General features: G+C 75.0%; 11 protein-coding genes. 6 read left to right on the forward strand and 5 right to left on the reverse strand.

The annotated features are described in order from the left end of the window. Window positions 1-57 precede the first annotated feature (57 nt). The 3 genes from BMX74_RS06580 (at window position 58) to BMX74_RS06590 (ending at window position 3,552) form a co-directional block, all read left to right on the forward strand. A complete protein-coding gene (locus tag BMX74_RS06580) occupies window positions 58-744 on the forward strand; it encodes a response regulator transcription factor (protein ID WP_091099049.1) in 687 nt (228 codons plus the stop codon). Beyond that, window positions 741-2,315, forward strand: a complete 1,575-nt coding sequence (locus tag BMX74_RS06585; protein ID WP_177227264.1) for a sensor histidine kinase — start codon at window positions 741-743, stop codon at window positions 2,313-2,315. Before BMX74_RS06580 ends, BMX74_RS06585 begins: the two co-directional genes overlap by 4 nt. Before the next feature lie 97 nt (window positions 2,316-2,412). Then, window positions 2,413-3,552 carry a serine hydrolase domain-containing protein gene (locus BMX74_RS06590; RefSeq protein ID WP_256256804.1) on the forward strand — a complete coding sequence of 380 codons (1,140 nt, stop codon included), beginning with the start codon at window positions 2,413-2,415 and terminating at the stop codon, window positions 3,550-3,552. A 45-nt stretch (window positions 3,553-3,597) separates the two neighbouring features. On the opposite strand, the gene BMX74_RS06595 is transcribed toward BMX74_RS06590, so the two are convergent. Together BMX74_RS06595 and BMX74_RS06600 are read right to left on the reverse strand one after the other, a co-directional pair. Beyond that, window positions 3,598-4,344 carry a crotonase/enoyl-CoA hydratase family protein gene (locus BMX74_RS06595; RefSeq protein ID WP_091099052.1) on the reverse strand — a complete coding sequence of 249 codons (747 nt, stop codon included), beginning with the start codon at window positions 4,342-4,344 and terminating at the stop codon, window positions 3,598-3,600. Window positions 4,345-4,450: 106 nt separating this feature from the next. Then, a complete protein-coding gene (locus tag BMX74_RS06600; RefSeq protein WP_055505691.1) occupies window positions 4,451-6,121 on the reverse strand; it encodes an acyl-CoA dehydrogenase family protein in 1,671 nt (556 codons plus the stop codon). 30 nt (window positions 6,122-6,151) lie between these two features. Here BMX74_RS06600 and BMX74_RS06605 point away from each other — a divergent pair, with 30 nt between their 5' ends. Continuing rightward, on the forward strand, window positions 6,152-6,868 hold the full coding sequence (locus BMX74_RS06605) for a PaaX family transcriptional regulator C-terminal domain-containing protein (protein ID WP_091099053.1): 717 nt from the start codon (window positions 6,152-6,154) through the stop codon (window positions 6,866-6,868). A gap of 25 nt (window positions 6,869-6,893) precedes the next feature. On the opposite strand, the gene BMX74_RS06610 is transcribed toward BMX74_RS06605, so the two are convergent. Continuing rightward, the gene (locus BMX74_RS06610) at window positions 6,894-7,922 is read right to left on the reverse strand and encodes a hypothetical protein (RefSeq protein WP_143078574.1); all 1,029 of its coding nucleotides are present in this window, start codon (window positions 7,920-7,922) and stop codon (window positions 6,894-6,896) included. 62 nt (window positions 7,923-7,984) lie between these two features. Next, window positions 7,985-9,394 (reverse strand): glutamate-cysteine ligase family protein, encoded by a 1,410-nt coding sequence (locus tag BMX74_RS06615; protein WP_091099056.1) that lies wholly within the window; start codon window positions 9,392-9,394, stop codon window positions 7,985-7,987. A 155-nt stretch (window positions 9,395-9,549) separates the two neighbouring features. Here BMX74_RS06615 and BMX74_RS06620 point away from each other — a divergent pair, with 155 nt between their 5' ends. Both BMX74_RS06620 and BMX74_RS06625 read left to right on the forward strand, forming a co-directional pair. Then, the gene (locus tag BMX74_RS06620) at window positions 9,550-10,587 is read left to right on the forward strand and encodes a zinc-dependent alcohol dehydrogenase family protein (protein WP_055505695.1); all 1,038 of its coding nucleotides are present in this window, start codon (window positions 9,550-9,552) and stop codon (window positions 10,585-10,587) included. 51 nt (window positions 10,588-10,638) lie between these two features. Further along, window positions 10,639-11,613: an aldo/keto reductase gene (locus tag BMX74_RS06625; protein ID WP_055505696.1), complete on the forward strand. Its 975-nt coding sequence runs from the start codon at window positions 10,639-10,641 to the stop codon at window positions 11,611-11,613. Window positions 11,614-11,693: 80 nt separating this feature from the next. Here BMX74_RS06625 and BMX74_RS06630 read toward each other — a convergent pair whose 3' ends face one another. Continuing rightward, window positions 11,694-13,127 (reverse strand): FG-GAP-like repeat-containing protein, encoded by a 1,434-nt coding sequence (locus BMX74_RS06630; RefSeq protein WP_091099057.1) that lies wholly within the window; start codon window positions 13,125-13,127, stop codon window positions 11,694-11,696. Window positions 13,128-13,184: the final 57 nt, after the last annotated feature.

Genomic DNA, 13,184 nt, shown 5'->3' on the forward strand with positions numbered 1-13,184 from the left:
ACGCCGCGGCTCCGACAGTCCCCCTGAAGGACGGAAGGCCCGTCGTACACTGCGGCGATGGCCCCCTACCGGATCCTCGCCGTCGACGACGACCCGGCCATCCTCCGCTCGCTCGGGCGGGGGCTGCGGCTGGAGGGGTTCGCCGTCGACACCGCCGGCTCCGGGCGGAGCGCGCTGGAACGGGTGCGCGACGGCGACCCGGACGCCGTCGTCCTCGACGTGTCGATGCCCGAACCGTCCGGGATCGAGGTGTGCGCGCGGCTGCGCGCGGCCGGGTCGCAGGTGCCGGTGCTGATGCTGTCCGCGATGGACGAGGTGGCCGACCGGGTGGCGGGGCTCGCCGCCGGAGCCGACGACTACGTCGTCAAGCCGTTCGACCTGGGCGAGCTGGTGCTGCGGCTGCGCGCGCTGCTGCGCCGGGCGGGCCGCTCCCCCGGCTCCGCGCTGCGCGTCGGGCCGCTGGCCGTGGATCCCGGAGCCCGCCGCGTGACCATGGGCGCCAGGGAGGTCGAGGTGACCAGGCGCGAGTTCGACCTGCTGGAGGTGCTGGCGCGCAACGCCGGTCTCGTGCTGTCCAGGGAGGTCCTGCTCGAACGCGTCTGGGGGTACGACTTCGACGTCACGAGCAACGCCGTCGACACCTTCGTCGGCTACCTGCGGCGCAAGCTGGAGGCGGCGGGCGAGCCGCGCATGCTGCGCACCGTGCGTGGCGTCGGGTTCGTCCTGCGGGAGCCCGGACCGTGAGGCTGTCCATCCGCTTCGCGCTCTGCCTGGCCGTCGCCCTGCCGCTGCTGGTCTCGCTCGCCGGGCTGGCCGTGCTGGGGCTCTTCTCGCGCGACCTGCGCGCCGAGCGCGACGCGCAGCTCACCGCGCGGCTGCACGCCCTCACGCCGGCCGCCGCCTCGTTCGCGTGGCGGGCCGCAGCGCTGCCGGACGTCCCCGCGGACGTCCTGGAGCAGCGCGTGACCGCCGCCGCCCAGGGCTCGGGCAGCCCCGGCGGCGTGTACGTCGAGGTGCCGGGCGGCACGCCGCTCGCCGTCGGCGACGTGCCCCGCGCGCTGCCCGCGCCGCCCGCCGCGGGTCCCGCCGGCTTCGCCGAGGGAGGCAGACGGTGGCGGTACGTGTCCGCCGCCCTGGGGCGCGACGGCGCCGCCCGGCTGTGGGTGTTCGACCCGGAGGACCGTCTCGCGGCGCAGGTCAGGCTCCTCGGGAGGCGGCTCGTCACCGTCACGCTGATCGCCGCGGCCGTCGGGGCCGTCGCGGGGGTGGCGCTCGGCGGGTTCGCCGTACGGCCCCTGGCCAGGCTCGGCCGGCAGGCGCGCGCCATCGGGACGCCCGCCCGCACCGGCGCCCGCCTGACGACCACGGCGAGGGTCACCGAGATCAACGAGCTGGCCCGGCTGCTCAACGACCTGCTCGACCGGCGCGACGCGGCCGTCGCCCGCACCGGCGAGGCGCTGGAGACCGCGCGCGCCTTCGCCGCCACCGCCGCCCACGAGCTGCGGACGCCGCTCACCAGCATGCGCACGAACCTCGCCCTGCTCCACCACCCCGGCCTCGGACAGGACGACCGGGCCGAGATCATCGCCGACCTCGACGCCGAGCAGGGCAGGATCGAGCGGCTGATCACCATGCTGCGCCAGCTCGCGCGCGGCGAGCTGCTCGACCCGGCGTCCTTCGGCCGCGCCGACCTCTCCGGGATCGTCACGGCGGCCGTGGAGGACGCGCGCCGCCGCCACCCGCACGCCCTGATCACCGCGTCGGTGGGCGGGGACGTCGAGGTGCGCGGCTGGGCGGAGGGGCTGCGCCTGGTCGCCGACAACCTGCTCGACAACGCCGCCCTCCACGGCGCGCGCACCGCCCCCGACGGTGACGGCGCCCTGGAGGGCCGCGTGGCCGGGGGCGGGCGGGCGGAGATCGGCGTGACACTGGCCCGCGACGGCGACGGCGACGGCGACGGCGTCGTCCTCGCCGTCGAGGACGCGGGGCCCGGCATCCCGCCGGACGACCGCGAGAGGGTCTTCGCCCGCTTCCACCGGCGGCCGGGCAGCCCCGGCTCGGGACTCGGCCTCACCCTGGCGGGCCAGCAGGCCGCGCTCCACGGCGGCACGGTCACGCTGACCAGCCCGCCCGGCGGAGGCACCCGCGTGGAGGTCCGCCTGCCCGGCCCCGCAGTGCCGCCCACCGTGCCACCCGCAGTGCCACCCGCAGTGCCACCCGCAGTGCCACCCGCAGTGCCACCCGCCGTGCCGCCCGCCGTGCCGGGGGACGGCGCCGCCCGCCCGCACGGCGCCGGAGCCTGGCTGGAGGCGTGACACCGCGCGCCCGTACGGGGGCTCTGCCAGAGAACTGCCAAGAACGTCCGCCATGATCCCGCTTCCGCGTACTTCCCGTGACCCGCAGGAGGCGATCATGCCCATCCTCTCCCCCCGCCGTTCCGCCCGCCGGGCGAGCGCCATGGCGCTGGCGACGGCACTGGCGACGGCGCTGGCGACGGCGCTCGTCCTGACCCCGGGAGCCGCACCGGCGACCGCGTCCGCCCCGGCGACCGCCTTCCACGTGCTGCGGCCCTCGGCGCACCCCGTCGAGCTGCGGAGCAGGCCGCGCCCGCTCGCGGTGTCCTACACCTACGGGGGCGAGCGGCGCACGCTCGACGACTTCCTCGCCCGGACGGGGACCAACGGCTTCGTCGTCCTGGACGCGAAGGACGGTCAGGACATCGTGGCCGAGCGCTACACGGACGCCACCCGGGCCACCAGGTTCCAGTCCTGGTCGGTGGCGAAGTCGTTCACGTCGGCCGCGGTCGGCGTCGCCGTGGGCGAGGGACGGATCCGATCGATCGACGAGCCGGTGACGGCGTACCTGCCCGAGCTGGCCGGGTCCGGCTACGACGGTGTGTCCATCCGCGACCTGCTGCGGATGTCGTCCGGCATCAGGTGGACGGAGGGCAGGGACGTGCCTCGCGTCCAGGCCGCCGCGAACCGGGGCGCGTCGCTGCGGAGGATCGCGGCGCGGCAGGAGCGCGGCCGGGAGCCCGGCAGCAGGTTCGAGTACGCGAGCATGAACTCCTTCGTGCTCGCCTGGCTGGTCACCGCCGCCACGGGCGTCCCCTACGAGCGGTACGTGGAGTCGAGGATCTGGCGGCCCGCGGGGATGGCGTCCACGGCGCGGGTCGACGCGGACGGGCGCGGCGACAGCCGGGGCTACTGCTGCTACCACGCCATCGACCGGGACTTCGCCAGGTTCGGCCTGCTCTACCTGCGTGGCGGCAGGGCGGGCGGGCGGCAGGTGGTGCCGGCGTCGTGGGTGGCGGAGTCGACGCGGCCGTCCTCGGCGGCCAACCCCCGGTACGGGCTGCACTGGTGGCTCGGCGGCGACGGCGGGCGCGACTTCATGGCCGCCGGGTTCGGCGGGCAGTACGTCTACGTCTCGCCGGAGCACCAGGTGGTGATCGTCAGGTCGGCCAGGTCCACGGCGCGTCCTGACCAGGACGAGGCGGTGGCCGCCTTCCGCGCGGCGGCCGCCGAGGTCGCGAGAACCCGCCACCCGTGACCCTCGGCCCTCCCCTCCACCCGCCGTGACGGCACTCGCCGCGCTTCAGGCCCCGTGGCGGCCCTCGCCTGCCGTGAATCTGGCGGCGCCCTCCCGCGCACCCGGCAGTGACGCCAGGCCGTGACGCAGCTCTTGGGCCAGGGCGGCCTCCTCCGTCAGTCCCTCCTGCTCCAGCGCCGAAAGCCGGTCGCCGCGCAGGCAGTCCTGCGGGAACCGCGCGATCGAGGCGGCCAGCGCCTCGGCGTGCTCCCTGGCCGTTCCCGTGGGGACGAGCCGGTTGGCGAGCCCGATCTCGTACGCCTCCCTCGCGCCCACGGCACGTCCGGTGAGGATCATGTCCATGGCCCGGGACGCGCCGACGAGGCGCGGCAGGCGGACGGTGCCGCCGTCGATCAGCGGCACCCCCCACCTGCGGCAGAACACGCCGAACACGGCGTCCTCCTCCGCCACCCGCAGGTCGCACCAGAGGGCGAGCTCAAGGCCGCCCGCGACGGCGTGCCCGGCGACGGCGGCGACGACCGGTTTGGACAGCCGCATCCTGGTCGGCCCCATCGGGCCGTCGCCGTCCTCGGCGACCCGGTTGTCGAGCGCCTTCAGGTCGGCGCCCGCGCAGAACGTGCCGCCCTCGCCCCACAGCACGGCCACGGCCGCGTCGGACTCCTCGAACGCGCGGAACGCCGCCGCCAGCGCCTCGGCCGTGGCGCGGTCGACGGCGTTGCGCGCGTGGGGCCTGCTGAGCACGACGGTGGTGACGGCGCCGCGGCGTTCGGCACGCACGGCCGCCCCGGTCATGCCACTCCCCGCACGCCACCGTCCGGCGCGCCACCGCGTGCGCCACCGCCCGGCGCGCCGCCGCCCCACATGCCGCCGCGTGCGCCGCCGTGTCGTGCGCCGCCTGTCACGTGAACGCCCCCGCCACGAGGGTGTCGAAGACGTCGCCGCCCAGGCCGCTCCCGGGGGAGTCGATGCCGCGCAGCGGGCCGTGGTCGGCCAGGTGCGCCTCGGCGTACAGGCGGGCGACGAGGGCCTTGCGCCCGTCGTCGAGCCCCCACGTCGCCTGGTCCTCCAGCAGGGCGGCGGCGTACACGTCGGCCATGAACCCGGCGAGCGGGTACAGCCGCTCCTCCGCGACGGCGGCGTCCAGGCCGTGCCAGGCCTCGATCGCCTTGGCGAGGTCCTCGACGCGCGCCCGCACCAGCCCCGAGGTGGCCAGCCCGCGCAGCCGGTCGAGGAACGGCAGGTGGGCCTGCTCCTTGAGCATCGCGCGGCGGACGTCGAGGCACAGGATGTTGTCGCCGCCCTCCCAGACGGGGTTGACCTGGGCGTCGCGCAGCAGCCTGGCGACGGGCCACTGCTCGATGTAGCCGTTGCCGCCGTGCACCTCGATCGCGTCGCTCGCCGCGGTGACGCCGAGCCTGGCGGCGCGGAGCTTGACGAGAGCGGGCGCGAGGCGCAGCCGCGGCCCCAGGTGCCCGTCGAACACGAGGGCCTGGACGGCCTCGACCTCGACGATCAGCTCGGCCAGCTTGCGGCGCATGAGCGGCTGCTCGGCGAGCGGCCGGCCGAACGCCTCGCGGGCGCGGGCGTAGCAGATCGACTCGACGAGGGCGCGCCTGGCCACGCCGAGGCCCATCATGGCGACGCCGAGGCGGGCGACGTTGGTGAGCTTCATCATCGTGCCCAGCCCGGAGCCCGAGCCTGGACCGGCCAGCAGGAACGCCTCGGCGTCGGCGAACTCGACCTCCGCCGAGGCGACCGACCGGGTGCCCAGCTTGTCCTTGAGCCGCCTGATGCGCACCCCGTTGCGCGCGCCGTCGCGGCGCTCCCACAGGACGAGGAAGGGGGCGACGTCGCCTTCCGGCAGCCGGGCGAGCACGACGAACGCCGACCCGTTGGCGTTGGACGCGAACCACTTGAACCCGGACAGCAGCCACGCGTCGCCCGCCGGGACGGCCGTGGCCTCCAGCGCGGCCAGATCGGAGCCGCCGGTCCGTTCGGTGAACATCTGGGCGGCCTCGCCGGAGTAGAAGCCGTCGGCGAAGATCTCCCGGACGCGTTCCCTGACGTCGTCGGGCGCGTGCCGTTCGGCGAGGGAGACCACCATGTCGCCGCCGGTGCCGAGCGCGCAGCCCATGCCGATGTCGGCCTGGTCGAGCAGGTACGTCCAGGCGGCGCCGAGCGCGGCGGGGTCGGCGCCGTGCGCCCTGGCCTCCTCGGCGAAGGCGGGCGCGGTGAAGTTGTCCTCCATGAGCGCCCGGCGGGCGGTGTGGAACGACGGCGGCATGACGACCTCGCTGACGTCCCTGCCCCACTTGTCGTACTTCTCCAGCCGTGGCGGGTTGCGGTCGGTCTCCTCGGCGCACTCGGCGACGAGCCCGCCCATGAGCGCGCCGAGCCGTTCGAGGCGCGGCTCGGCCCAGGCGTAGCCGTCGCCCAGGTGGCGCCGCATGAGCAGGCGCAGCGTGGGATCGCAGGTCCACCAGTTGCGGCCGGTCGCGCCCTGGTAGCGCTCCGTCGCGTAGCGGTCGCTGCGGTCGAAGGGTTCGGTGAGATAGCGGTAGCGCCCCATACCGCGAGTGTTACATATACTCGACACGCGATGGAAGAGCGTAACAATCTGAGCGCGAGGTCGGCGGTGCTGAGCGCGCTGCTCGGCAGCCACCCGCCCCGCCTGCCCGCCCGCCACCTGGTGCGCATCGGCGCGCTGTTCGGCATCGCCGAGGGCACCGTGCGCGTGGCGCTGTCGCGCATGGTCGCCGCGGGCGACCTGACCCAGCGCGACGGTCACTACACGCTGTCGTCCCGGCTGGTCGAGCGGCAGGCCAGGCAGGACGAGAGCCGCGACCCGCACACCAGGCCGTGGGACGGCGCCTGGGAGGTGGCCGTCGTCACCGCGGAACGGCGCGCGCCCGCCGACCGGGCCGCGCTGCGCCACGCCATGACCGCGCTGCGGCTGGCCGAGCTGCGCGAGGGCACCTGGATGCGCCCGGCCAACCTGGTCCGGCGGTGGCCGGACGTCGTCACCGCGCAGTGCACCCTGATCGACGGCCGCCCGCACACCGACCCCACCCCGCTGCTGTGGGACCTCGACGGGTGGGCGGCCGAGGCGCACGCACTGGAACGGGCCCTCGACCGGGCCGAGGGGCTCGCGGAGGGCTTCCTCGTGTCGGCCGCCGTGCTGCGGCACCTGCTGGCCGACCCGCTGCTCCCCGCGGAGCTGCTGCCCGGCGACTGGCCGGGCGCCCGGCTGCGCGCCCGCTACGACGACTTCGACCGCCGCTACCGCGAACTGCTGCAGCGCCACCTCAAAGGCTGAGCCCGCCCCCAGCGAGCCCCGCCCGTCAGAGGGCGACTCCGAAGACCACCCGCTTGTTCCTGAACTCGGTGACGCTCCACAGCCGCCCGTCCTGCACCGTCAGGTCCTCCGGCCCGATCGGGTACGGCCTGGCCGCCACCCGCCCGCCGTCGTGCACGAGCAGCCTCCCGTTGGTGGCCGCGTCGGCCGCCTGGCTCATGTACCACCGCCCGCCCCACGACAGCGCGCCCTGGACCTTCGGCTGCCCCAGCACGTACGCGTCGGCGGGCGCCCCGCCCTCCAGGCCGAGCGGCCAGCGCGCCACCCGGCCGCCCGGGTCGTCCTCCAGGTACTCGCCCGTGACGAGCATGGGGGCGGGCCCGCTGCGGTCCACCGAGACGAACGAGAACCTGGCCCCCGGCTGGGCGACCCGCCAGAAGTCGGTCTGCGGGATCACGTAGCGGTAGCCGAACGCGTGGAACCTGCCGTCGGCGCGCCCGGCGCGCGCCGGGTCGCCCAGGTCGTTCTGCACGGTACGCAGGTCGAGCAGGTTGGCCAGGTCGAACACGCGCAGGCCCCTGACCGTGTCGGCCACGTACAGCAGGTGCCCGTGGCAGGCCACGCCACCGGCGTGGATATCGATCGGCGCGTACGAGCCGTCGGGCGTGGCCTGCACGAGCAGCGCGTGCCGGTACCTGAGCGTCTGCGGGCTGAGGAAGCTGACGCGGATGCCGCGCTCCCCCGCGTCGGGCTTGAAGTACCAGGTCACGAGGAACACCGGCGCCCCGAACGCGCCCGACTCCTCGCCGCAGGTGACGCCCTGCGGGTACCAGTCGGGGGTGGCCTGGTCCTTGACGTCGAAGGCGTACCAGTCGGCGGGCCTGGGCTTCATCCCGCCCATCGTGGCGGAGGCGCCCCTGCGGACCGCCGTCCTGTTGGCCTGCGCCAGCAGCGCCTCGACGCTGGTGGCGCCGATGTCTCCGGCGAGTTTCGCCGCCGACTCGGCGAGCGTCCCGGTGGCCCGCCGTAAGGTGAAGGGCGCCGTGTCCGTGGGCGCCATCCCCGTCCCCGCCATGTGGTCCTCGCTTCCCCGTCCTTGGAATCGGTTAGACGGATCCTGTCAGGCGAAGGTTGCGGCTATTCCCACGTGTGCACCGGCGAACCCGACAGGGCCAGTTCGCGGTAGCGGCGGACCAGCGCGCCCCGGTCGCCGCCCAGCCGGTCCAGCGTCTCCCGCTGCCAGGCCGCCCCCGTACGGCGCAGGCGCGTGCGCTCCTCGACGATCCCGAGCGCCCGGTCGGCGTCGCGCGCCGACACCCCGGCCGCGAGCAGCGCGGCCCGCGACTCCGGCAGCAGGCTCAGCACCAGGTCGGCGGCGTGGATGCCGCCGTCGTGCCCCGGCCACGACAGCTTCGCGTCCAGCCCGTGCATCGCCGCCCGGTAGAAGTTCTGGTACGCCTCCGCGAACCGGTAGCCGGTGAGGTCCCGCTCGGCCTGCGAGAGCGTCAGACCCAGCAGGAACGCCGTGTTGGCCGCCATGTCCGCGCACGAGGGCCCGGCGGGCAGCGCCCGCATCTCGATCCGCAGGTGCCCGCCGTCGGCGGGGTCGTAGACCGGCCGGTTCCACTGCCAGATCGTGCCCTGGTGCAGCCGCAGCTCCGGCACCTCGTGCGGCTGCGCCCCCTCGGTCAGCTCGGGGACGATCGGGTCGTAGTCGGCGACGTACCGCTCGAACAGCTCGTACGCGCCCTCACGCACCCAGTCGGAGCCGAACGTGACGCGCCCGTCGGGCCGGTGCAGCCGCTCCACGTCGCGGTCGTCCGCCGCCTCCTCCATGAGCGCGATGCGGGTCTCCTCCCACAGCCGCCTGCCGAGGAAGAGCGGCGAGTTGCCGCACGCGGCCAGCACCGGGCCGATCGCGAGCTGCGCGGCGTTGAACAACCGGGCGAACCGCCCCGGCGGGGTGCGCAGGTGCACCTGCCACGAGGTGTTGGCGCTCTCCAGGATGACGTCCTCGACCGACAGCTCCAGATCGTCGATCTTCACGAGGAACGGCTCCAGCCGAAGCCGCCTGATCCCCCTGCTCATCGCGCGGTAACGGTTCTGGTCGCTCATCGCGCGCCGGGTGAAGTCGGCGGTGTCCAGGGTCGGCAGGATGCCGATCGGCAGCGCGCCGCCGCCCTCCTCCGCGCGCCACACGGCCGCGTCCACCCTGGTCATCGCCTCCTGCACCTCTCCGCTCAGCGCCTCGAACGGCGCGCCGGACAGCGGCAGGGGCGTCAGGTTGACCTCAAGGTTGTAGCGGCCCAGCTCCAGCACCACGCGGGGGTCGCCCAGCGCCTCGCGCACCTCGTCGTTGCGCGACAGCGGCCTGCCCTGCGCGTCCACGAGGAACAACTCCAGCTCCGCGCCGATCGTCGCCGGGCCCTCGCCGAAACCCGGCGTGCCGAGCAGCTCGCGCAGCACGCCGAGCTGGTCGCGCAGCCGCTCGCCGAACGTGGCGTACTCCGCCTCGGAGAACCGTTCCTTGTCGATATCGCGTCCCATCACCCCCTCCTGACCGAGAAGGGGGTGCTGACACCTGCCGGGGCGCTGGGGGGCGGGCTGCGGGCGGGCGTGCCGCGCCGAGGGGCGCGGCGGGGCGGGCTCCCCCTCCTGCCGGGGCTTGCGCGACCTGCGGGAACGCCCTCTAAGCTCATGAGATGCGCGCGGTTGCCTTCGACGTCTTCGGTGGGGAGCTCGACCTGCGGGAGCTGCCCGACCCCACGCCCGCCCCGCACGGGGCAGTGATCAGAGTCGAGGCCACGGGGCTGTGCCGCTCCGACTGGCACGGCTGGCAGGGCCACGACCCCGACATCACGGCGCTGCCGCACGTCCCCGGGCACGAGCTCGCGGGCGTGGTCGAGGCGGTCGGCTCCGACGTGCGGGGCTGGCGGCCCGGCGCCCGCGTGACCGTCCCGTTCGTGTGCGCCTGCGGCTCCTGCGCCGCCTGCGCCACCGGCGACCAGCAGGTGTGCGAGCGGCAGACCCAGCCCGGTTTCACCCACTGGGGGTCGTTCGCCGAGTACGTCGCCATCGACCACGCCGACGTGAACCTCGTCGCCATCCCCGAGGACATGGCCTACGCCACCGCCGCCGGGCTCGGCTGCAGGTTCGCCACCGCGTTCCGCGCCGTGGCGCAGGTGGGCGGGGTACGGCCGGGCGAGTGGGTGGCGGTGCACGGCTGCGGCGGCGTCGGGCTGTCCGCCGTGATGATCGCCACGGCCGCCGGGGCGCGGGTCGTCGCCGTGGACGTCAGCGGCGACGCGCTGCGCCTGGCCGAGCAGGCCGGGGCCACCCACTTCGTCAACGCCTCGGCCGGCGACGCCGCCGCCCAGGTCAGGGAGCTGACCAGGGGCGGCGCCCACCTGTCACTCGACGCGCTGGGCAGCGCCGCGACCTGCGCCGCCTCCGTCGAGAGCCTGCGGCGGCGCGGCAGGCACGTCCAGGTGGGCCTGCTCCCCGGCGGCCCCACGCCGGTGCCGATGGGCCCCGTGATCGCCCACGAGCTGCGGCTGCTCGGCAGCCACGGCATGGCCGCGCACGCGTACCCGCCGATGCTGGAGATGATCAGGGCCGGGGTGCTGCACCCCGACCAGCTCGTCACCAGGACGATCGGGCTGGCCGACGCGGGCAAGGCGCTGGCCGCGATGGGGTCCGTGCCCGGCGTGACGATCATCACGCCCCGCTCGGGCCTGTGACGGCGGGAGGCCCCGGGTCCGCGGCGAACGCGCCCTCGTAAGGTGGGCGGCATGGAGTATGTGCGACTGGGCAACACCGGGCTGAAGGTCTCACGCGTCTGCCTCGGCATGATGAGCTACGGCGACCCGTCCAGGCAGGAGTGGGCGCTGCCGGAGGAGCAGGCGGAGCCGCTGGTCCGCAGGGCCGCCGACGCGGGCGTCACCTTCTTCGACACCGCCGACGTCTACAGCGCGGGCCACAGCGAGGTCGTCACCGGCGGCGTCCTGCGCCGGATCTTCCCCAGGCGCGAGGACTACGTGCTGGCGACCAAGGTCTACTTCCCGATGGGCAGGGGCGTGAACGACCGCGGACTGTCGCGCCGCCGCATCCACGCCGCCATCGACGACTCGCTGCGCCGCCTCGGCACCGACTACGTGGACCTGTACCAGATCCACCGCTGGGACGACGAGACGCCCGTCGAGGAGACGATGGAGGCGCTGCACGACGTGGTCAAGGCGGGCAAGGCCCGCTACATCGGCGCCTCCACCATGTGGGCGTGGCAGTTCGCCAAGGCGCAGCACGTCGCCGAGCGCAACGGCTGGACCCGGTTCGTCACCATGCAGAACCACTACAACCTCCTGTACAGGGAGGAGGAGCGCGAGATGCTGCCGCTGTGCGCCGACCAGGGCGTGGGCGTCATCCCGTGGAGCCCGCTCGCCCGGGGCGTCCTGGCCAGGGCCGGGGCCGGCGCCGGGGGTTCCACCGCGCGCACCGGCTCCGACGCCAGGATCGACTTCCTGTACGAGCCGGACAACGACCGCGCGATCCTCGACCGGGTGGCGCAGCTCGCCCGTGAGCGCGGGCTGCCGCCCGCCCGGATCGCGCTCGCCTGGGTGCTCCACCAGCCCACCGTGACCGCGCCCATCGTCGGCGCGACCAAGGACCGGCACGTCGACGACGCCGTGGCCGCCGTCGAGGTGTCGCTGTCGGACAAGGAGCTCGCGTTCCTGGCCGAGCCGTACCGGCCGCGCGAGGTGCGCTTCTAGCGGTCATGGCGCGAAGCGCCGCCGCGCACGGCGGGCGCGCGGACTCATGGGCGGTCCTCGCCCGGCGCGCCCGCCGAGCCTCAGAGAGGCAGGATCCCGCCGAAAGCGGTCTGCGGCGAGTCGAGACCGAACTGGCCGGGATGGAAGACCTGGGCGCCCGCGTCGGACACCCCGGAGGCCGATCCGCGCAGGACGACGAGCATGCCGGCACCGCCGTTCTTGGCCGGGGCTCCGACGACGACCTCGGCCTTGCCGTCACCGGTGACGTCCAGCACCCTGACGGACGCGCCGAAGAGGTCGCCCGCCTGCGACTGCTCCCCGATGGGGTCGGCGGAGCCCATCCCGTCCTGGGTGACGATCCGCGCGGCCGACAGCACCGGGCCGCGGGGCGAGGACTTGGACCCGGGCACCACGACGACCGCGCCCGCGTCGGCCCGGCCGGCTGAGGCGGCCTTGGGGGCGCCCAGGACGATCTCGGCCGCGCCGTCGCCGTTGACGTCACCCACCGCCAGGTCCTGCCCGGTCATGGCGCCGGCGTCGAACCAGCCGATGTCGTGCGCGGAGAACCCGGGGAACTGCGAGAAGCCCGCCGCGGAGCCGTACCAGATCTGCAGGCCGCGGCTGCTCGGCGTGGCCATCACCACGTCGAGGTGCCCGTCGCCGTCCACGTCGCCCATCGCCAGACGGGAGTCCTTCTTCGGACAGCCGAGCACGTCCCTGTTGGCGGTGGTGCACAGGCCGCCCCAGGCCCACAGGCCGTCCTCGACCGAGGCCGGCTGCCGGGTGAGGTCGTCCAGCAGCCACAGGTACGGGGCCTCCTCCTGCCCGTCGGCGGTGTACTTGCTGATGATCACCGCCATCTGGCTCCTGCCGGAGCCGTGGACGTCGCCCGTCGCCATGGACCTGACCCGGACCCAGCCGTCGTGGAAGGCGTTGCGGGTCCAGTCCGCGCCGTTGAGGCGGGCGGTGAGCCTGGAGGCGGGGTAGGTGCCGCCGCCGGCCTCGAACCCGCTGCTGTCGTCGACGCCGACCACGTCGGCGCCGGGCTGCCCGTCGAACTGCCCGACGGACAGCCCCGAGCCGAGGACGGCGCCCGGGCCGCTGTACGGGTAGGCGGTGGTCTTGACCGACCCCGACTTCCAGGAGTCGATCTGCGTCTTCGGGTAGACGCCGACGAGGACCAGGTCGGCCGCGCTGTCGCCGTCGAGGTCGCCTGCGGCGAGTGCCGTGCCCCAGCCCCGGCAGGGAACGTTCCAGTCGCTCTTGCAGTCGGCCGCGGGCCGGCGCACGGTGTGGCCGCCGATCCCGCCCGGTCCGCCGTACAGGATCGTGGCGGCGCCCGTGGTGCCGTTCGGGCCGGGCGCGGCGGGGGTGCCGACGGCCAGGTCGTTGTAGCCGTCGCCGTTGAAGTCCCGGCCGGCGGGGGCCGCCGCCGCGGCGGGCGCGGCAGGGGAGGTGAGCAGCGCGGTCAGCGCGAGCACGGCCGCAGGCCAGGCCATGGTGATCGTTCTCATGCCCGCCAGGATCGGGATCCCGGCTTGCGACTCGGTTGGATCTCAATGAGCGCGGCT

Origin of the sequence: Nonomuraea pusilla (assembly GCF_900109355.1) — a bacterium.
Classification (GTDB): domain Bacteria; phylum Actinomycetota; class Actinomycetes; order Streptosporangiales; family Streptosporangiaceae; genus Nonomuraea; species Nonomuraea pusilla.